Source organism: Rhizobium freirei PRF 81 (assembly GCF_000359745.1).
GTDB lineage: Bacteria > Pseudomonadota > Alphaproteobacteria > Rhizobiales > Rhizobiaceae > Rhizobium > Rhizobium freirei.
The window spans coordinates 1-21,334 of record NZ_AQHN01000079.1 but is presented as its reverse complement, the minus strand read 5'-3'; the positions used below and the strand labels follow the sequence as shown (position 1 = coordinate 21,334).

Here is a 21,334-nt window from a genome sequence, read left to right as displayed (position 1 = left end):
GGGCCGGCAAGCTAGCCGGAAATTTATTGGCAATCCGAGCGACGGATATGCCGATCGCCATCGTTCAAGAAGAACGCCGATCTCGGGATGAGGTCGGCGGCTTGAACAGAATGGCCTTCAGGCAAAAGGATATGCCCATGACCCGCAAGCTGCTAAGCGCGACCGCCGCTGCTCTCTTCGCCCTATCCTCGGCAACCGTGGTTTTCGCGCAGACGACGACACCTGCGACCACCGAAACGCCGGTTCCCGCCACGACCCCATCTGCTTCGGTACCATCTTCAGCCATGCCGTCGAAGGATGAAATCAAGACGGCGCGGCAGGCTTGCCGGCAGGATGCGGCAGGACAAGGCCTCAAGGGACAGGCGCGCAAGGATGCCGTCAAGAGCTGCCTGCAGCAGAAGTACCCGGTTCTCGCGAAGCGCAAGACCTGCCATGACGAAGGCAAGACCAAAGGCCTGGAAAAGAAAGCACTGCGCGATTTCGTCAAGCAGTGCATCGCCGCCAGCTGAGCAGTGGCTGCGGCGCCTCTTCGGATTTCCCCGGCTCAAATAGGCCCGTCCATGCCAGGACGGGCCAGATTGCCCAGGCTGCCATCCGTTGCCAGTTCTCCCCTGGCTCAGCCCTTTTTCTAAAAGACCATCATCCTTATCTCTGTGTCGGAGCAATATGTTTCGGGACGCACCGTGCTTTTTCATAGAGACCAGTTTTCATTCGGCATCGTCTTGCCGGCTCAGACGAGGACGCTTGCCGATGTGCAATTCGATGTTCAGCTCGGCATCGCCGGCCATGCCGACAGATTGGGCTTCGATGCCGTGTGGGTGAGGGACGTTCCCCTCAACAGCGAGAGCTATCCCGACCCGATCGGACATGCCGATCCATGGGTGTTTCTCGGAGCATTGGCGACCGCCACTTCCAATATCCGCCTGGCGACGGGCGCAATTGTCCTGCCGCTGCGGCATCCTCTTCATATTGCCAAGGCCGCGCTTTCGGTCGCGGCCCTCTCCAAGGGACGGTTCGTTCTCGGGCTCGGTTCGGGCGACCGGCCCAGCGAATATGAAATGTTCGGCAGAGACGTTGAAGGCCGCAAGGTGCTCTTTCAGACCCATTGGGAACGCCTGGCTGCCGCGATGCGCCCCGATCAGGCCGTTATCGACGAAGGCGGCAATGTTCGGCGCGATTTCGCCATAAGGCCGAGCTTACAGGGCAGGACCATCCCGATGGTGGCGGTGGGCTCATCAGCCCAATCCCTCGAATGGATCGCCCGAAACGCGGCTGCATGGATGACGTATTACCGTCCGCTGCCGGTGCAGAAAGACCGGCTGGCGCTCTGGCGCAATGCGCAAACGAAAGTCACGACCGAATTTCGCGGCTTCGGCCAGTCCATGGTCCTCGAATTGCTCGGCAAATCCGATGCGAGTTATGAGGAGATCAATCTCGGAGGCAAAACGGGCAGGCGAGGACTGATCGATGCATTGTCGGCCATGCGCGAGGCCGGCATTCAGCATGTCGCATTCAACCTGATTTCGAAAGGCAGACCACCTGCCGAGGTCATGGATGAAATTGCCGCTGATGTGATGCCGGCCTTGCGCTAGACGACTGCGTCGTGAGCCAGGTTACTACAGATTCGGCGGCGCCGTGGTCTGTTCGGGACACAAGTTATTATCGCCAGATATGGCATACGTAGTTTCATAGTAAAACTACACGACGAAAACTCACCTACTCGTCATTCCAGATCTACAGTGCGGTCTAAGCACCGTCAGGACTGCCGGATGAAGTCCGTGATCAGTGCGGTGACGGTATCCGGGGCATCCTCAAAGCAGTAGTGGCCGACGTCGGGCAGCCGAATGATCTGGGCGGCCGGAAAGATGGCCGTAAACAGCGGCAGGAAGTGCTCGGCGCCAAGCGTGCGGTCCGCTTCTCCCCAGATTGCCAAGGCGGGTTTGCTACGGATTGCCTGGCTTGCCGCAGCATCGGGTGCCTCGAACCTATGGGCGCCAACGGCAAAACCCTGTGCCCAGCCGATCGCACCAAGGCAATCGGCTGGATCCGCGAAAGGCGAGCCATAGGCAGAAATCCAGCCATCGCTGATGATGGCGTTGTTCTCGAAACCGTTGAGCTTGAGCGCGCTTAGTATATTGAAGCCAAGCTGCCCAAGTACCGCCTCAAGACTGCCTTTGGCGTCCGCTTGCGTGATCCATTGGAACCAGGGCGAGGTGCAGGCATTTGCCATGACGCGGTCGAGAAGATCTGGCTGGCCGAATGGGGTAGGTGCATTGGCTGTGATCACCCGCCGGATCCGATCCGCGTGGCGGGCGGCCAGCCCCATGCCGACGGGACCGCCGAAATCATGCATGACGAGCGTAATCTCGTGCAGATCGAGCGCGAGCACGAAGCGCTCCAGATTGTCGATGTGATCCTGAAGCCAATAGGTACGGTCTTGCGGCGTCTCGCTTCTGCCAAAACCCATATGGTCTGGCACGATCACCCGATGTGTCTGGCTGAGGACAGGAATCAGGTGGCGGAACAGATAGCCCCAGGTGGGTTCGCCGTGAAGGCATAGCACGACCTCACCGTCTCGCGGCCCTTCATCGACATAGTGCATCCGAAAACCGGGTGCGTGGGTATAGTGCGGCGCGAATGGAAACGTGCCGCCAAACGTGGTGTCGGATATGTTCATAGGGGATTCTTTCACTGGGACGGCTGCGTGATGGTTGTCACGCAGTTCGCTGCAAAGCTTGGAAATGGCGATGGATTTTCGGCGTATTTCTAAAGCGTCGCCGCAAACCGCTTGATATGGGCTGCAATCGCCTCCGCCTGCTCCTCAAGCGCGAAGTGGCCGGTGTCGAGCAGATTGAAGTCGGCTTTCGGCAGGTCTCGTTGATAGGGGTAGGCACCGGCGGGAGGGAAGATGCTGTCGTTCTGGCCCCAAACGATCAACGCCGGTGGCTGATGCTTGCGGAAATAGCTCTGCCATTCCGGATAGAGATCCGGATTGGTCCGATAATCATAGATGAGATCGAGCATGATCTCCTTGTTGCCGGGGCGGTCCAAGAGAGCTTTTTGCAGCGCCCAGCTGTCAGGGCTTATGCTCGAGACGTTTTTGACGCCGTGGATGTAGTTCCACTTCAGCGCCTCGTCCGAAATGGCTTCCTCGCGAATTTTCCGGAAATTTTCCGGCGAGGGATCGCGCCACAGCGTCCTGGGCAGCTCCCAAAAGCTGCCGGGCAAACCTTCCTCGTAGGCATTGGCATTCTGGACGATCAGGAACGAGACCTTCTCGGGGTGCCGTGTGGCGAGACGATATCCGACCGGACCGCCGAAGTCCTGCATGTAGATCGCGTATTTCCCGAGGCCGATCCTGTCGGTGAATTTCTCCATCACGTCAGCCAGATGGTCAAAGGTGTAGGAGAATTCGTCACGCGACGGCGCTGCGCTGTAACCGAAGCCCGGATAGTCGGGGGCAATGAGATGAAACTGATCGGCCAGGCGATCGATCAGTCCGCGGAACATGAAAGAGGATGCGGGAAAGCCGTGCAGAAGCAGGATTACAGGACGATTGGCGTCGCCTGCCTCGCGATAGAAGATTTCGACCCCGTCAACGTCGATATGACGATACTGCGTCATGGGAACTCCTCCTTTATTGCGGCTATGCAGCCGCAAGCGATCGTGGTTGCAAGTTAAAACCATAATTCGTGTATCACTTGCGGTTTTAGTTTGCAACCTCTATATTTCGAGGGTGCGGATCGTGCTGATCGATCCGGATTGTGGGAATGGAGTGCGAGCCGGAGGCGATGGCAAAGAGAATTAGTCACAAGGACTCGATATGCGGCGTCGCCCGGCCGCTGGATGCCATTGGCGACTGGTGGTCTTTGCTGATCGTCCGCGACGCCTTCAACGGCCTGCGGCGCTTCGGAGAGTTTCAAAAGAGCCTCGGGCTTGCGAAGAACATTCTTTCGGCCCGGCTGCGCAATCTCGTGGACTACGGCATCATGGATGTAGCGCCGGCATCGGATGGCAGCCCCTATCAGGAATATGTGCTTACGGAGAAGGGGCGGGGCCTGTTCCCGCTTCTTGTCGCCCTTCGGCAATGGGGTGAGGATTTCTTCTTCGAACCCGGTGAGAAGCATGTGCTTCTGGTCGATCGCAAGGTCGGTATGCCGGTGCGAAAGCTGGAGCTTCGCTCGCAGGACGGCCGCGTGTTGGGACCGGAGGATACCGTCGTGACATGGGTGCCGGAGGCGGGTGACGCGAAGCCCGCGTCGTAACGAACGGCGCGCGACATCGGTGCGCTTCCGTTATGATTGAGATGGTGCCGCCCTATTTCCATTGGTCGGGTGGGAAGCAGACTTCCGGCCATCAAGTCGATGAAGGCACCGACCCGCCGCAAGATCTGCGGTTCGAGAACGCACTATGCCAAGCGCGATTGCTTTGACCTAAGCCGACTGCTGCTCCGGAGAGGTCGCCGGTTCGCTATTGGCGAGTGCCGCTTCCAGGCTCCGGTCAGTTTCTTGCTCGACGTAAGGTTTCTGACGGGCTTTCGCCAAAGCGTTCGCGGTAGGCGAATGCGGCGCGGCCAAGATGGCCAAGACCGCAGGCAAAGACCGCGTCTGCGACGGTGAGTTCATCCCGTCCCGCAAGCAGCATCTTGCGCAGGGTTTCCAGACGCACGCTCTGTACCGCCTCGATCAGCGTCCGCCCGCGTGCCTTGCGGTAGCTATCCTGAAGCGTGCGTAGAGGAACGCCGGCGGCTTCGGCGATATCCGCAGTCGCGATCGCACAGGCTGCGTTCGCGCGAATGAACTCGTCTGCTTTTCGAACCGCGTGGGGGCCGCTGTCCTGCGTCGGGCGGGCGAGCGTCTGCTGATGGTTATGCCGCAGTCCTGACAGAAGCAGGCTCGTCAATCCGTCGCGGAGCATGGTCTTATAGGCGGGCGGCATATCGCCCGCGAGCGAGGAGCACAGCATGAGATCGGCGTGGCGCAAAATGCCTTGTCCGATCGGCGACGTCAGGTCGATCGAGGGATCGAACTCGATGTGGCCGGGCTCGCCATCGATGAGCTTCGCCAGATAGTCTTCAACCGGGGTGCGCTCCATCAGCAGGATCAGCTTCTCACATCCCTCCTTCCAGAGCATTCTGGTCTGGAGCGTGGGAGACAGGAGCGTGGCGCTCTTGCCGGCAACGGCGAGCGTCTGGCTCGAACCGCATTTCACCAGGGATTCGCCCTTGATCGGGATCTGCAGCAGAAAAAAGCGGGAGAGTTCTCCCGGATCGATCTCCACTTGCGCGCCATATGTGACGAGATTGATGGAATAGCCGGTTTCTTTCACCAGCCGGTGGCGCGCATGAAAGCTTTGCTCAGCCTTGCCGGTCACCATCAGGAAATGCGGGCAGAAGATCTGCCCGATCGCCATGCGCGCATCGTCGACATCGCAGGTATCGACCCGCTGGTCGCCGCTCGATCGTAGTGCCTCTATACCGATCATCCCGCCCACGACTGCTTTCGCCACGATTGCTTTTGAAAGTGAGGTTTCAGACCGCCTGCTGCCGGATCTGGATATCGCCCCGCGCAATCTGGATTGCCGAGCGCTCCACTTCGTCGGAACATCGGCGAAATTTTAAGCATGAAATGGATCTGAAATCCATTCGCAAGGGAACGAAAAAATGGGTAGCGAGGAATTCCGCGCCGGCATGCGCAAGCTGGCTGGCGGTGTCACGATTATTACCTCCATCGACAGCAGGGGTCAGCGCTGCGGGCTGACTGCGACTGCTGTTTGTTCGCTCTCGACCGAGCCGCCATCTCTGGTCGCCTGCGTAAACCGCAACAGCTCGGTTGCCGCCGTGGTCGAAAGCACCCGCGTCTTTGCCGTCAACGTGCTGTCGTTCGACCAGCAGGACGTCGCCGAGGTCTTTGCCGGCCGGGCCGGTCTTGTGCGGGAGGAGCGTTTTGCCGCCGGCCGCTGGAGAGCGATCGAAACAGGCGCGCCGGTGCTGCACGATACGGCGGTGACCTTCGAATGCGAGCTGGCGGAGATCAAAGAGTTCGGCACGCATCTGATCCTGATCGGTCAGGTCGCCGCCACGCATCTTTCCGAAGGGCGGGATAATCCGCTGATCTACGGCAACGGCGCATTTTTGACGGCCGCAGCAGTCGCCTGATCGCATCTTTTTTGAAAATCCAAAGCAAGAAGGGGAATGTCCATGCGTGGACTGGAAGGCAAGACTGCGATTGTGTCCGGCGGCGCAACGCTGATCGGCGAAGGCGTTGCCAAGGTACTGGCTGACTATGGCGTTTCGGTTGTCATCGCCGATATTAACAGCGAAGCCGGCAAGGCGGCAGCGGAGCGCTGCGGCAAGAATGTTCGTTTCATCAAGGCCGACATCACCAGTGACGATGAAATCAAGTCGCTCATCCATGAGACCGTGAAGGCGACTGGACGATTGGATTTTCTTGTCAACGTCGCTTGCACCTATCTCGACAACGGCGCAGAAACCGCCCGCGCCGACTGGCTCAAGGCCTTCGACGTCAACATTCTCGGCTCCATTGCTCTGATGCAGGCGGCCCGGCCGCATCTGGCGAAGAACAAGGGGGCCATCGTCAATTTCGGCTCCATTTCGTCGCGCGTCGCCCAGACCGGGCGTTGGGTCTATCCCGTTTCCAAGGCGGCGATCCTGCAGCTCACCCGCAACCAAGCCATGGATCTCGCGCCGGAAGGCATCCGTGTCAATGCCGTCTCGCCGGGCTGGACATGGAGCAATGTCATGGTGGAGCTGACGAAGAATACGCGCAGCAAGGCCGATAATGTCGCCAAGGATTTCCATCTTTTGGGCCGCACCGGCGGGCCGGAGGAGGTGGCGGAAGCGGTCGCGTTCCTGCTCTCGGACAATGCCAGCTTCATCACCGGCACGGATATCCGCGTCGACGGGGGCTATACCGCAATGGGGCCGGAACGCGCCGAGCCGGCCATCCCGTTGCTTATGGATTGATGGTCGACGGTCACGATTTCAAGAAGATAAGGGGAACGAGATGTCAGGAAAACGGAACTTCACCATTGTCGGCGGCGGCCAGTCCGGGCTGCAGCTGGCCTGCGGCCTGCTGGATGCCGGCCATGCGGTCCATGTCGTTCAAAACCGGACGGCGGAGGAGATCGCAACGGGGCGCGTGCTGTCCAGTCAGTGCATGTTCGATGCCGCACTTCAGAACGAGCGCGATCTCGGATTGAATTTCTGGGATGAGAGCTGCCCGACGGTCGATTCCATCAACTTTGTTGTTCCTGCTCCGGATGGTTCCGGCGGCAAGGCGATCGAATGGAACGGCAAGCTCGACGGTCCGGCGCAGAGCGTCGATCAGCGCGTGAAGATCCCGCGCTGGATGGCAGAGTTCGAGCGTCGCGGTGGTCAGTTGACCATCCATGATGCCGGCATCGAGGACCTCGAAACCTATGCCCGGCAAAGCGATCTGGTGGTCGTCGCGGCGGGGAAGGGGGACATAGCCAAGATGTTCGAGCGCGATGCGGAGCGTTCGCCTTTCGACAAGCCGCAGCGGGCACTGGCGCTGACCTATGTCACCGGCATGAGCCCGCGCCCGGACCATTCCGCCGTAAATTTCAACCTGATCCCCGGCGTCGGTGAATACTTCAATTTCCCGGCGCTCACCACCACCGGCGTTTGCGACATCATGGTTTTCGAGGGAATTCCGGGCGGCCCGATGGACTGCTGGAAGGAGGTAACGTCTCCCGAGCAGCACCTTGAAAGGTCGAAATGGATTCTAGACACGTTCCTGCCCTGGGAAAGCGAGCGCTGCCGCCATGTGGCGTTGACGGACGACAATGGTCGTCTGGCCGGAGCCTTCGCACCGACGGTCCGCAAACCCGTCGGCCGCTTGCCGTCCGGCGCCGCTGTACTCGGTCTTGCCGATGCGGTCTGCCTCAACGATCCGATCACAGGCCAGGGCTCCAACAACGCGTCGAAAGCTGCGAAATGCTACCTCGATGCGATCCTGGCGCATGGCGACAAAGCCTTCGACGAAAACTTCATGCACACGGCCTTCGAAGCCTATTGGAGCTATGCACAATATGTTGTCGGCTGGACGAACGCGCTGCTTCTGCCGCCACCACCGCATGTGCTCAATCTGATGGGTTCGGCCCAGGCCTATCCGGCGCTTGCTCGCCGCATCGCCAACGGCTTCAACGATCCGAGAGATTTCTTCCCATGGTTTGCCGTGCCGGAAGAAGCGGACGCCTATCTGCTGCAGCTCGCGGCCTAATGAGGGAACCAGATGCGATGCGCCTTGGCAAACATCGCATGAGAAAGCGCACCTCGCCGCACCCGGCGAGGCATCTTCTGCTTGAGGTAGATTGTGGCTGAACCGGATTACATCATCATCGGAAGCGGCATCAATGCGCTCGTCGCGGCTGCCTTGCTTGGAAAGAACGGCAAGAAAATCTGCTTCTAGAGCGTAACGACCGCATCGGCGGCTGCCTGCGCACCGAGGAGATCGCAGTGCCCGGCTACCGCCATGACGTCATGGCGACGACGATGGTACTTTTCCTGACCTCTCCGGCCTATGGCGCCATCGGCAAGGATCTCGAAGCCCGCGGGCTGGAGTTCTGCTACACACCCTTGCTTACGGGAGCACTAAGGCCCATCGCGGACCTTGCTTGGCGGGGGGATCAGGTTTCCAGCTGGCGTCATCATTGAAATAGGTGAGGACCATCGGCGCAAGAGGAATTGGCTGGCGACGTTGGCCTGCTTGCATGCGACAGCAGCGCTGTTTCCAATAGAACGACAAATTGAGCAGTTGGTGATCGAGGATATAACTCGCACAGGCCGGGTAGAAACGGCCGCCGCCGCAGCATCTGGTGGCTCAATCCACCGTGTATGTAAATCTCTCCAGCCCCGTTCGCTTTTCACGTCTGCTCGTTTGCAACTTGTCGAAGACAATTTGATGCGGGCGCATAGGACATAGTCTTTTTGCCGGCGACCGAGACTTCTTTTGGGCAAACAAGGGATAGTACCAAATATGGTTCAGCCGGATCGTTGACATCCTTAAGCTGAATCGGCTTTCACCTTATGTCAGTTCGCGAGAATAATATCCGGCAGGAACGGGCAAATACTTGTTCGTTCATCTAGCGGATTTTGCGGGATATTTCGATCGATTGCCGGCAGCGAAAGTAAAGGTCGCTGGTGATATGGGATCCTCGGAGGGCACCTCTTTGCCGTTTCACGGCAGGGTGAAGGCGTGATGGCGCGTGAGTGTCATCGAGGGGTTGGGCAGGGCCGGCTGGTTAGGGCGCCGGTTCTTGGTGCAGGGACGGGTATATATTGTTGTTCGTATCGAAAATTCTTCGCCAAGGCGCAGCCTGCTTCGCCAAGCGAACCAAAAAGCAGATTGATTTTCAGAACGTAAACGGATCGTTTGCTCGCAAGGAGCAGCGATGCGGCCCGACCTTTAGAAAGACGGTTGGTGCTACGGCATCTCGAGAGTTTCGAGTTGGCGCGCTTCTAAATTACGCACGGCATATTGTGGAGCTGCGGCCGCTTGCTTTGCCGGGAGCAGCTCGAACTCGCATGACAGCTGTTGCGCCTTTTTTTCGAAAGGACTCCAACAGAATCAAGCGCATCTCAAACTTGATCCCGGTGCTCGGTTTCACGCTCTTGTCGGTAGCGATACAGACCGCATTTGCGCCACGTTCGTTTGCCTCGTCAGGCTGCGATGCGATCAATGCGTCCTGGGGAAGCGGGAGGACATTCTCCAACGGAGACTCGCTGTGGCAGCCCGGCCTCGCGCTGAATGCCGGCGACAAGATCACCTATAATGTCACGACCACTGGAAGTACCAATGCGGATACTGATCCAAACAGCGGATCGGGATTTGCCCTTTATACGGATCACGCTGGCTCGACCATAATCGTTGAAAAATATGCGACCATTAGTCACGAACTTAATTTGAGTAGCACCTATACTGCTGACCAGGCGTATCCCGATTTTACGGTCTATGCTTGGTCGCAGCTAGGGACAGGCGCGGTTCATGCCACGGTCACCTGCCAAAATGCACCGGGGACCGTCACTCTGCCGAGTTTTCCTGTGGTGCAGGCGGGCAGCACCACTAGCAGCCTGACCATGACTTTGTCGCAGGCGCCGAGTTCCGGCCTGGCCGTGACCCCAACGGCAACGGGACTGACGTTTAACCCGCCTACGATTGCCTTTGGTGCGGGTAGTTCCAGCCAGACGTTTACAGTCACGGCAGACGCCGGCGCGGCGCCTGGGCCGGTCACGATCAGCTACGCGTTGGGTGGTGCCGACGCTGCGCAATATACACCGCCGGCGAGCTCGTCGCTGACCGTTCTTGGCACCATTAGCCCGCCGGCATATCCAGTTCTGACGCAGGGCAGCACTTCCGCCACCCTGACGATGACGGCATCTGCCGCCGGTAACGTTACGCTGACACCGTCGGCGACTGGACTGACGTTTGCGCCGACCACTCTGAATTTTTCGACGGGAGCAAGCCAGAATTTCACGGTCACTGCTGCATCCAATGCGGGACCAGGGGCAATCGCTGTCAGTTATGCGCTCTCGGGCGCGAACGCCTCACTCTATGCTACCCCACCAACTGGTTCGATCACCGTCAATAGGCCTGTTCCGACGATCAGTTCGATCTCGCCGACCTCGGGCCCGGCGACGGGCGGCACGACGGTGACGATTACCGGCACGGACTTGACGGCAGCGACGGCCGTCACCTTCGGTGCGACGGCTGCGGCCGGTTTCACGGTCAATTCGGCAACCTCGATCACGGCGACCGCACCCGCAGGCACGGGGACGGTGGATGTTCGCGTAACGACCTCCGGCGGCACGAGCGCGACCTCCGCCGCCGACCAGTTCACCTATATTGCTGCCCCCACGGTATCGGCGATCTTGCCTTCGTCAGGCCCAGCAGCGGGCGGTACGACGGTGACGATTACCGGCACGGACTTGACGGCAGCGACGGCCGTCACCTTCGGTGCGACGGCTGCGGCCGGTTTCACGGTCAATTCGGCAACCTCGATCACGGCGACGGCGCCGGCCGGTACGGGAACGGTAGATGTCCGGGTGAGCACCGCCGGTGGGACGAGCTCAACGTCTGCGGCGGATCGATTCACCTATATCGCCGCTCCGACCGTGACGGCGATTTCGCCGACGGCCGGCCCGACGGCGGGTGGCACGACCGTTACGCTGACCGGAACCAGCTTCAGCGGTGCAACATCGGTCACCTTCGGTGCAACGGCGGCGACGGGTTTCACGGTCAATTCGCCGACATCGATCACGGCAACTGCGCCGGCTGGCACGGGAACGGTCGACATCCGGGTCACGACAGCGGGCGGCACGAGTGCGATCTCGGCTGCCGATCAATATACCTATATCGCCGCACCGACCGTATCGAGCATTAGCCCGAATTCCGGCTCGGTGACGGGCGGCACCTCCGTCACCGTCAGCGGGACAAACCTGACCGGTGCGACGAGCGTGACCTTCGGCAGCATGGCAGCCTCGAGCTTTACCGTTGACAGCGCAACCTCGATAACCGCGACCGTGCCAGCCCATGCAGCCGGCGCAGTCAATGTCGCTGTCGCCACCGTTGGCGGCACGGGAACTCTGGTCGGCGGCTATACTTTCCTCAATCCCCCGGTTGCGGGCAATGTTTCGCTGACGGTTGCACCGAATTCGGCAAGCAATGCGGTTACCTTGAGCCTTTCGGGCGGCGCTGCAGCCTCTGTCGCGGTTGCGACGCAGGCGACGCATGGCACGGCGACCGCATCGGGATTGTCGATCACCTTTACGCCGACGCCGGGCTATGTCGGCAGTGACAGCTTCACCTACACAGCGACCAATGCCGGCGGCACCTCGGCGCCGGCAACCGTCAGCGTAACGGTATCCGCCCCGACGATCGCGATCGGCCCGTCGACACTGTCTGCAGGAGCGGTTGCAACAACCTATAGCCAGACGATCACGGCGTCGGGGGGGACCAGTTCCTATACCTATGCGGTGACGTCAGGTTCCCTGCCAGCCGGCCTGACGCTGTCGCCGACGAGCGGTGTGGTCTCGGGCACACCAACGGCGGGGGGCACGTTCAACTTCATCGTCACTATAACGGACAGTTCGACCGGCACAGGCCCCTTTACCGGCACCCGGGCCTACAGCCTGACCATCGCCTCGCCGACGATCTCGGTCGGCCCAACGACATTGTCTTCGGGCACGGTCGGGACCGTCTATAGCCAGACCATCACGGCCTCGGGCGGCACCAGCTCCTACACCTATGCGGTGACGGCAGGTGCGCTGCCAGCCGGCTTGAGCCTGTCGACAGGTGGTTTGGTGTCGGGCACGCCGACGGCAGGAGGCAGTTTCAACGTCACGATTACGGCGACAGATAGCTCGACCGGAACCGGGGCACCGTTCACCGGCTCCCAGGCCTATAGTCTGACGATATCGGCACCGACGCTTGCGATTGCGCCGGCAACGATTCCGACTGCTGCCCTCAACACGGTCTACAGCCAGACCATCACGGCGTCTGGCGGGACGGCACCCTATCACTATACGGTCATCGCCGGCGCTTTGCCGAATGGCCTCGCCCTGTCGCCCGCGGGTACGATTGCGGGCACGCCAACCGTTGCCAGCACGTTCAACTTCACGATTACCGCGACCGACAGTTCGACCGGCACCGGGCCGTTTACGAACAGCAAGGCCTATAGCCTGGTCGTGACGGCCAATCCGCCGGTGGTGAGTAATGTGTCGGCGACTGTCCCACCGAACTCGACGAACACCCCGGTCGCCCTGAGCCTGTCGGGCGGCACGGCGACCTCGGTCGCGGTTGTGGCGCAGGCAACGCATGGCACGGCAAATGCATCGGGCACTGCCATCAGCTATACGCCGGCGGCAGGCTATGTCGGCACCGACAGCTTCACCTATACGGCCAGCAATGCCGACGGCACGTCTGCGCCGGCAACGGTCAGCATCACCGTGTCGACCCCGACGATCGCGATCGCACCGGCGACGCTGCCGACGGCGACGGTTGCGACGGCCTATAGCGAGACGATCACGGCGTCAGGCGGCACCAGTCCCTACAGCTATGCGGTGACGACCGGCGTATTGCCGGCCGGCTTGACGCTGTCTTCGGGTGGTGTGCTCTCCGGCACGCCGACGGCATCCGGCACCTTCAACCTCACGATCACCGCGACGGACAGCTCGACGGGGGCGGGACCCTTCAGCGCTTCCAGGGCTTATACCCTGGTCACCAACATCCAGGCTCCGGTAGCGGGGAATGTTGCTGCGACGGTTGCGGCCAACTCGTCGGCCAATGCGATCACGCTTGCCGTCACCGGCGGGGCTGCGACCTCGGCCGCGATCGTGACGCCGGCGGCGCACGGCACGGCCACGGCCACATCGGCAACGACCGTCGCCTATACGCCTGTTGCGGGCTATAGCGGGCCGGACAGTTTTACCTATACCGCCACCAATGGCTCGGGCACCTCGGCGCCGGCCACGATCAGCATCACCGTCACCGCCCCGACCCTTTCCTTCTCGCCGGCAAGCGGGGCGCTTGCCGCTGGCATGATGAATGCCGCCTACAGCCAGACGGTCACCGCCTCGGGCGGCACCAGCCCCTATGGCTATGGCGTGACCGGCACCTTGCCGGCCGGGCTGACGCTCAACCACGCGACGGGCGCGATCACCGGCACGCCGACGGCATCGGGAAACTACAGCTTCTCGATCAGCGCCACCGATGCCAACAATGCCACGACCTCGGCCGCCTATACGATCGCCATCGCGCCGCCGCCGACCACATTCGTCTTCTCTCCGGCCGGCGGGGCGCTGACCGAAGCCATGGCCGGCGAGGCCTACAGCCAGCAGGTCTCGGCGACCGGCGGCACGGGGGTGAAGATCTACAGCCTCGCCTCCGGCAGCCTGCCGAACGGCCTGGTGCTCAACATCTCCACCGGCCAGCTCAACGGGCCGCTGGCATCGGGCACGGAGGGCGATTACAGCTTCACCATCCAGGTCCGCGACGGTAATGGCGCCACCGCAACGGCCGCCTATACGCTGAAGGTGAAGAACCGGTCCGTCACCGTCGCTGACGAGGTCGTCAACGTGCCGGCCGGCTCGGCGCCCGGGGACGTCTACCTCAACCGCGGCGCCACCGGCGGCCCGTTCACCGCGGCGATCCTGGCGTTTGTCGAGCCGGCCAATGCCGGCACCGTGACGATCATCCAGGGGCAGCTGGCACAGGCGGGACCCGTCTCGACCCCGGTCGGCTGGTATCTGCACTATACGCCGAACCCGGCCTATTCCGGCCAGGTCCGCGTCGGCTACAAGCTCGTCAGCGCGCTCGGAACATCGAATATCGGCACGGTCACCTATAATGTCGGCTATGATGCCGGCAAGGTTGCCGCGGATATCGACGGGCTCGTGCATGGCTTCGTGCAGTCCCGGCAGAACATGATCGCCAACACCATCGAGGTGCCGGGGCTGCTGCAGCGCCGGCAGATGCAAAAGGCGAGCGATCCGATCACCGCCCGCATGACGCCGTCGCAAGAGGGCATGACGCTCGGCTTCTCCACCAGCCTGTCGCAGCTCCGGGCGGCCGGCGGCGATGCGGATGCGGCGTCTGCCCCCTTCAACGTCTGGATCGGCGGCGCCTTCCTGGCCCATAACGACAAGAACCGGAACGACAGCACCGGCAAGTGGGGCAGCTTTGCCATGATCAACATGGGGGCGGACTATCTGCTGTCCGACCGGGCGCTGATCGGGCTGTCGTTCCATTATGACCGGATGACGGATCCGACCGAGCAGGATGCCGAACTGACGGGCAATGGCTGGCTTGCCGGCCCCTATGCCTCGATCGAGATCGGCAGGGGCGTGTTCTGGAACGGCAGCCTGCGCTATGGCGGCTCGAACAACACGATCAACACCACGTTCTGGAACGGCAGCTTCAAGACGACGCGCTGGATGGCCGACACCTCGATCGACGGGCAGTGGAGCCTGGACGAGGACACGACGATCTCGCCGAAGCTGCGGATGATCTACTTCTCGGAAAAGGTCGCGGATTACACGGTCAAGAACGGCGCCGGCGATGCCATCACCATCGACGGCTTCAACGAGGATCAGTTCCGCGTCAGCCTCGGCGCCGAGATCGCCCGGTCCTTCGTGCTGGAGAACGACGCCAAGCTGACGCCGAAGCTCGGCGTCACCGCCGGCTTCTCCGGCCTCGACGGCTCCGGCGCCTTCGGCGCTCTCACCGCCGGCGTCACGCTGCAAACCGCCAACTTCTGGATGCTCGACACCAGCATCCTCCTCAACATCGAGGGCGACGGCCAGAAATCCGTCGGCGCAAAACTCGCCGCAGCTAAGAAGTTCTGACGCAGCAGGCAAGATCGCAGAGACAGGCAAGGCTTCGGCAGGGACCTGCCGGAGCAGCGCACTGATCCGGCCTTGGCGTCCTGATACACGAAAGGGGGGACGCCCGGTTGCCGCGCCCGAGACGGCGATACTGTGCACATGCAACTCGAAGGAACATCGTCAGATGGGGGATTTGAAGAAAGAAGGGCCATTCCAGCAACGAACCTGCCCATCCGGGCAGGTTCGCTAAATCCGGGGCAAATGCTAATATTCGAAATACCGGCTCGGGCACCACCCACGAGCCGGATGGCGCAGCGTCCGACGACGATAGCATGCCCCAATCATTGCCGTCGGACACGCGCCCTTTTTCAGCGGACCAATATGCAGCTTTGCTGCGCACTTCTTCGGAAGTTGCTGCTCCCCGCCTAATCTTGCTCCACCATGCCCTTCGATCTCCCCTGCTTCGGGCCGACATTTGTAAATGGCGGCAGCATTTTTCTGTAACGGGAAGGTCTAGGCCAAAACAATGGCGTCGTGGGCCTCCGAGATGCGATAGGCGACTGCATCAAGTGTATCTGGCAGGTCTCACGCATTGCGTAGTCAATGCAAGGCGCCATGGAAAGGCTCGCCCGAGAAACTAGAACGTTCCAAATTTCCCATGAAGATTTCGATTATATCGCTATGGCTGCAAGCCGTTCATCGGAAAAATGCAGCGAATTTGGCATTTTGTCGCCGTCTCATCGGGTGACGCGACGCTTGCACGCGTATCTCGTGACATTTTTTGACTTGACTTAATTGGAACGTTCCAATTAATAGCATCGATATGGCTCGAGCCGTGGGAGGACCTTATGAAAAATGAACGGGTAACCGTCATCGACATCGCGAAGGCTGCGGGTGTGTCGAAGTCGACGGTCTCCCTCGTTCTTCAGGGGTCTCCGCTGGTCAACGACGGCACCCGGGCCAAGGTCACGGCTGTCATGCGCGAGCTCGGTTATGTCTATAATCGCGGCGCCGCCAACCTTAGGCAGTCCGGCGCGAAGTCGAAGATCCTCGGCGTGGTTGTCAACGACCTGACCAATGGTTTTTTTGCCGAGCTTGCCGTCGGCGTCGACATGGTGGTGCAGTCCGCCGGCTTCGTTCAGTTCCTTTCCAATACCAGCGAAAGTCTGGATCGCCAGAGTGAGGTCATCGCTTCCATGCGCGAGCATGGAATCTCGGGCCTCATACTGTCGCCGGCCCGTGCGACGACCGCGGCTGATCTCAAGCCGATTGTGGCGTCAGGCATCCCCGTGGTCGTCGTCGTGCGCAACGTGCCGGGAGCTCGAGTATCGTCCCTCGTATCGGACAATCAGCAAGGCACATTTGCCGGCGTGCAGCATCTCGTATCCCTTGGACATCGGCAGATAGCTTTCCTTGGAGGGTTCAACGATACCGCCGTGTTCGAAGACCGGCTGCACGGATATCGCGCTGCTATTGCAGCATGTGGCCTGGAGCCCGCCGATGCCCTGATCATCCCGTCCGCGCCCTCCAGGGCAGGCGGTGTTGATGCCGTTGGACGCGCGCTAGCTACCGACATCAAGCCGACGGCCGCCGTCTGCTTCAACGATGCGGTTGCCTTTGGCGTATGTGACGGGCTCCGCGCCAAGGGCCTGGAACCGGGAAAAGACTTCGCGGTGGTCGGCTTCGACGACGTCATCGAGGCAAAAACGGCGGTTCCGGCGCTGACGACCATTTCGGTTGATCCGCAGGCGATGGGCCGGCGGGCCGCTCAGCTCCTCTTGAAGCAGATCAATGCCGGCAAGGCCGAGGCGGAATCGATCATTTCGTCCGTTCGCCTCGTGGTGCGCAGCAGTTGCGGGGCGACCGACGCTGATCCGTCCGTTAAAGTTGAAACAGGACTTTAGATGAACATGAACAAGCATATTACTCCGGCGCAAGCCGCAGCCCTTATTCCGGATGGCGCCATCGTTTCGGTGTCGTCATCCAGTGGACTGGGATGCCCCGACCTTATGCTGAAGGCGATCGGCGAGCGTTTCGAAACGACCGGCCATCCCCGCGACATCACCACCCTTCATCCGATTGCCGCTGGCGACATGAGCGGCATCAAGGGTGTGGACCATATCGCCAAGAAGGGACTGCTGAAGCGCATCCTCGGCGGATCCTATCCGTCCGGTCCATCCAGCGCCGAGCCGCCGCTCATCTGGCAGATGATCACCAATAACGAGATTCCCGCCTATAATATTCCCTCGGGCATCATGTTTGACATGCATCGCGAGGCTGCTGCAAAGCGTCCGGGGGTTTTGACCAAGGTCGGCATGGAGACCTTTGTCGATCCCAAGCGCCAGGGCTGCGCCATGAACGAGCTGGCCGCCCGAGAGCCTGTGGTCAAGCGCGTGTCGTTTGAAGGTGACGACTACCTGTTCTTCCCGTCGATCGTGCCGCAAGTCGCCATCATCCGCGCGACCACGGCGGACGAGCGCGGCAATCTCACCTATGAGCATGAAGGCGCCTATCTCGGCGGCCTTGATCAGGCTCTGGCTGCCCGCAACAACGGCGGCATCGTCATCGCGCAGGTCAAGCGCATCACCAAGGAAGGTTCGCTGAAGCCTCACGATGTGCGCGTACCCGGGATGCTGGTCGACTACTTGATCGTCGATCCCGATCAGAAGCAGACGACGCAGACCCTCTACGATCCCGCCATCTCCGGCGAGATCTTCCGTCCGCTCGACAGCTTCAGAGTTCCCGAATTCAACATACAGAAGGTGATCGCCCGGCGCGTGGCTCAGGAGCTCCAGGCCGGAAGCTGCGTCAATCTTGGCTTCGGTATTTCCGCAAACGTGCCGCGTATTCTTCTCGAGGAAGGGCTCCACGGCGCCGTTACTTGGGTCATCGAACAAGGCGCGGTCGGCGGCGTTCCGCTGCTTGATTTTGCTTTCGGCTGCGCATCGAACGCCGACGCCTATATGCCGTCGCCTTATCAGTTCACCTACTTCCAGGGAGCCGGCTTCGATGCCTCGCTGCTTTCCTTCCTGGAAATCGGCAGGGACGGTTCGGTCAACGTGTCGAAGCTGTCCTTCCGTCCGCATGTGACCGCGGGCGCTGGCGGCTTTGTCGACATCACAGCGCGAGCGAAGAAGATCGTCTTCTCGGGCATGTTCAATGCAGGCGCAAAGCTCGCCATCGACGACGGCAAGCTCGTGATCGAGAAGGAAGGCAAGCTGAAGAAGCTTGTCAACGAGGTGGAGCATGTCACCTTCTCGGGCAGGCGGGCTATCGAGCAGGGCCAGGACATTACTTACGTTACCGAGCGCTGCGTCATGAAGTTGACGCCGAATGGCATCGTATTGACGGAGATCGCGCCGGGCATCGATCTTAAGGAACACGTCCTCAGTCAATCCGAATTCCCGCTCATCGTTTCGGATGATCTGAAAATCATGGACGCGAACCTCTTCGCCGAGGCGAACATCAAGCTTTCGCTTGCAAAGAAGGACGCCCGCGTTCTGGAGGGTGTCTTCCATGGCTAGCGGTACGGTAAGGGTCGAGGTCGAAGGCCATATCGCGACGATGACTGTCTCGCGGCCGGAGAAGCTGAACGCGCTCGATCTCGATATGCTCAAGGCGTTGTCCGATGCCGCCGACGAGGTGGAGGCAAATGCTGACGTCCGCGTCGCGATCCTGACCGGGGAGGGCAAGGGCTTTTCAGCCGGCGGCGACATCAAGGCGTGGGGCGGCATGCGTCCAGAGGAGTTCGGCCATGCCTGGGTTCGCCACGGTCATCGTATTTTCGAACGGCTGGCGACGCTGCGCGTTCCCCTTGTCGCCGCTCTCAATGGACACGCGCTCGGCGGCGGTCTTGAGCTTGCCGGCGTTGCCGACATCCGCATAGCGGAGGAACACATCAAGATTGGCCTGCCCGAAACGGGGCTTGGCATGGTTCCGGGATGGTCGGGCACCCAACGGCTCGTGAAGCGTTTCGGAGCCCAGATCGTGCGTCGCATGGCGCTCGGCGGGGAAATCTTTACGGCCGAAGAGGCGCGGGGTCTCGGGCTCGTCGATGCCGTTGTTGCGACCGGTAAAGCAGTCGTCGCAGCGAACGAATACGCGGCGCGCATCGCCGCCAGAGGGCCGGCGGCCCTTGAAATAGTCAAGCTTATGATTGCCTCCGCAAATGGCGAGGACAACGGCACGGCGGTCGAGGCTCTCGGGTCGATCCTCGCCGCGAAGACCGGCGACCTCAAGGAGGGTGTCGCTTCATTTACCGAGAAGCGCTCTGCAAAATTCAAAGGAGAATGGTGATGACGGTTCTGGTGACGCCAAAGGCTCTTGCCGACCATAAGGCTCGAGACTTCAAGATGCTGATCGATGGCAAATGGGAGGCCGGCGCTTCCCAGCCAATCGAGCGCATCGCGCCGAGCCACGGCATCGTCGTCAGTCGTTTTCCGACGGGCACAAAGGAAGACACGGTGCGCGCCATCGCTGCGGCGCGCAAGGCATTTGATCACGGCCCGTGGCCGAGAATGACGGCTTCCGAGCGCTCGGCCATCTTGTTGAAGGCGGCCGATCTCATCGCCGAGCGCTTCGAGGAGCTCGCCTATCTCGATGCCATCGAGGCCGGCAAGCCGATCTCGCAGGTTCGTGGGGAAATCGCGGGTTCGGTCGACATTTGGCGTTATGCGGCGGCTCTTGCGCGCGATCTTCATGGCGAAAGCTACAATACGCTCGGAGACGGCACGCTCGGCGTCGTCCTGCGTGAGGCGATCGGCGTTGTCTCCATCATCACGCCCTGGAACTTCCCATTCCTGATCGTCGGTCAGAAGCTGCCATTCGCGCTCGCGGCCGGCTGCACGACAATCGTGAAGCCGTCCGAGCTAACCTCGGGATCGACACTCGTCCTGGGCGAAATCCTCCAGGAAGCCGGGGTGCCCGCCGGCGTGGTCAATATTGTCACCGGCACAGGGCCGGAGGTCGGCGCCATCATGACCTCGCATCCTGAGGTCGACATGGTTTCCTTCACCGGTTCGACAGGTGTCGGCAAGCTGACGATGACGAACGCCGCGCAGACCTTGAAAAAGGTCTCTCTCGAGCTTGGAGGAAAGAACCCTCAGATCGTCTTTCCGGACGCGGATCTGGATGCGTTCATCGATGCCGCGGTATTCGGCGCATATTTCAATGCCGGCGAATGCTGCAATGCCGGTTCCCGACTGATCCTGCACAAAAGCATCGCTTCCGATGTCGTCAAGCGGGTCGCGGAGCTCGCAAAGGACGTCAAGGTCGGCGACCCTCTCGACCCGTCCACTCAGGTCGGTGCGATCATCACGCCGCAGCATCTTGAGAAGATCAATGGCTATCTCACTGGCGCTAAGGAGAGCGGCGCGAAGGTGGCCCATGGCGGTCAGGCTCTGGATTTCGGCATGGGTCAGTTCATGGCGCCGACCATTCTCGAGGCGGTCACGCCGAACATGGCCGTGGCTCGCGAGGAGGTCTTCGGACCTGTTCTCTCGGTGCTGACCTTCGAGACGACGGCAGAAGCGATCGAGATCGCCAACTCCATCGATTACGGCCTGTCGGCCGGCGTGTGGAGCCGTGACTTCGACACCTGCCTCACGATCGGCCGCAAGGTCCGCGCCGGGACGGTCTGGATGAACACCTTCATGGATGGAGCGTCGGAGCTTCCGTTCGGCGGATACAAACAATCCGGCATCGGCCGCGAACTCGGCCGCCATGCCGTCGAAGATTACACCGAGACCAAGACACTCAACATGCATATCGGCGCCCGAACGAACTGGTGGATGCCGCAGAAAGACAAGTTGGCCTGACAGCCGGCTAAAGACTGCGCCCGAGGAGGGCGGGGAATAGTGCAGGAATGGTTCCTGCGCTTCAAACTTGAACTGGGAGGTTCTCAATGCGCAAGTTTCTGACGACGACGGCGGTAGTGGCGCTGTCGGTTGGTGGTTTGGGCGTATCGGCTCG

The 21,334-nt window shown here is 60.9% G+C and carries 14 protein-coding genes and 1 pseudogene; 12 read left to right on the top strand and 3 right to left on the bottom strand.

Features of this window, described 5'->3' with window-relative positions; all coding sequences use genetic code 11:
* Positions 1 to 137: 137 nt before the first annotated feature.
* A complete protein-coding gene (locus RHSP_RS21850; RefSeq protein ID WP_004123056.1) occupies positions 138 to 509 on the top strand; it encodes a PsiF family protein in 372 nt (123 codons plus the stop codon).
* 174 nt (positions 510 to 683) lie between these two features.
* A complete protein-coding gene (locus tag RHSP_RS21845) occupies positions 684 to 1,592 on the top strand; it encodes a TIGR03571 family LLM class oxidoreductase (protein WP_037153699.1) in 909 nt (302 codons plus the stop codon).
* Positions 1,593 to 1,756: 164 nt separating this feature from the next.
* On the opposite strand, the gene RHSP_RS21840 is transcribed toward RHSP_RS21845, so the two are convergent.
* The gene (locus tag RHSP_RS21840) at positions 1,757 to 2,677 is read right to left on the bottom strand and encodes an alpha/beta fold hydrolase (RefSeq protein ID WP_004123049.1); all 921 of its coding nucleotides are present in this window, start codon (positions 2,675 to 2,677) and stop codon (positions 1,757 to 1,759) included.
* An 89-nt stretch (positions 2,678 to 2,766) separates the two neighbouring features.
* On the bottom strand, positions 2,767 to 3,624 hold the full coding sequence (locus tag RHSP_RS21835; protein WP_004123046.1) for an alpha/beta fold hydrolase: 858 nt from the start codon (positions 3,622 to 3,624) through the stop codon (positions 2,767 to 2,769).
* A 167-nt stretch (positions 3,625 to 3,791) separates the two neighbouring features.
* Here RHSP_RS21835 and RHSP_RS21830 point away from each other — a divergent pair, with 167 nt between their 5' ends.
* Positions 3,792 to 4,265, top strand: a complete 474-nt coding sequence (locus RHSP_RS21830) for a winged helix-turn-helix transcriptional regulator (RefSeq protein WP_037153710.1) — start codon at positions 3,792 to 3,794, stop codon at positions 4,263 to 4,265.
* Positions 4,266 to 4,500: 235 nt separating this feature from the next.
* Here the strand turns inward: RHSP_RS21830 and RHSP_RS21825 are convergent, their stop codons facing one another.
* Positions 4,501 to 5,508, bottom strand: a complete 1,008-nt coding sequence (locus RHSP_RS21825) for an AraC family transcriptional regulator (RefSeq protein WP_004123041.1) — start codon at positions 5,506 to 5,508, stop codon at positions 4,501 to 4,503.
* 154 nt (positions 5,509 to 5,662) lie between these two features.
* Here RHSP_RS21825 and RHSP_RS21820 point away from each other — a divergent pair, with 154 nt between their 5' ends.
* The 9 genes and pseudogenes from RHSP_RS21820 to RHSP_RS21780 all read left to right on the top strand — a co-directional run bounded on the left by RHSP_RS21820 (position 5,663) and on the right by RHSP_RS21780 (position 21,180).
* A complete protein-coding gene (locus tag RHSP_RS21820) occupies positions 5,663 to 6,157 on the top strand; it encodes a flavin reductase family protein (protein ID WP_037153696.1) in 495 nt (164 codons plus the stop codon).
* A gap of 42 nt (positions 6,158 to 6,199) precedes the next feature.
* Positions 6,200 to 6,985, top strand: a complete 786-nt coding sequence (locus tag RHSP_RS33910; protein WP_037153707.1) for an SDR family oxidoreductase — start codon at positions 6,200 to 6,202, stop codon at positions 6,983 to 6,985.
* A 40-nt stretch (positions 6,986 to 7,025) separates the two neighbouring features.
* Complete coding sequence (locus tag RHSP_RS21810) at positions 7,026 to 8,264, top strand: styrene monooxygenase/indole monooxygenase family protein (RefSeq protein ID WP_037153690.1); 1,239 nt, start codon at positions 7,026 to 7,028, stop codon at positions 8,262 to 8,264.
* A gap of 93 nt (positions 8,265 to 8,357) precedes the next feature.
* Positions 8,358 to 8,644, top strand: a pseudogene (locus RHSP_RS33905) (NAD(P)-binding protein); the annotation flags it as partial.
* A gap of 1,302 nt (positions 8,645 to 9,946) precedes the next feature.
* Positions 9,947 to 15,385 (top strand): putative Ig domain-containing protein, encoded by a 5,439-nt coding sequence (locus RHSP_RS33175; RefSeq protein ID WP_167332668.1) that lies wholly within the window; start codon positions 9,947 to 9,949, stop codon positions 15,383 to 15,385.
* 827 nt (positions 15,386 to 16,212) lie between these two features.
* Positions 16,213 to 17,268: a LacI family DNA-binding transcriptional regulator gene (locus tag RHSP_RS21795; protein WP_004123033.1), complete on the top strand. Its 1,056-nt coding sequence runs from the start codon at positions 16,213 to 16,215 to the stop codon at positions 17,266 to 17,268.
* A gap of 6 nt (positions 17,269 to 17,274) precedes the next feature.
* Positions 17,275 to 18,888, top strand: a complete 1,614-nt coding sequence (locus RHSP_RS21790; RefSeq protein WP_037153702.1) for an acyl CoA:acetate/3-ketoacid CoA transferase — start codon at positions 17,275 to 17,277, stop codon at positions 18,886 to 18,888.
* Positions 18,881 to 19,660, top strand: a complete 780-nt coding sequence (locus tag RHSP_RS21785) for an enoyl-CoA hydratase/isomerase family protein (RefSeq protein WP_037153686.1) — start codon at positions 18,881 to 18,883, stop codon at positions 19,658 to 19,660. Before RHSP_RS21790 ends, RHSP_RS21785 begins: the two co-directional genes overlap by 8 nt.
* Positions 19,654 to 21,180: an aldehyde dehydrogenase family protein gene (locus RHSP_RS21780; protein WP_081615344.1), complete on the top strand. Its 1,527-nt coding sequence runs from the start codon at positions 19,654 to 19,656 to the stop codon at positions 21,178 to 21,180. Before RHSP_RS21785 ends, RHSP_RS21780 begins: the two co-directional genes overlap by 7 nt.
* The last annotated feature ends 154 nt before the right edge of the window (positions 21,181 to 21,334 follow it).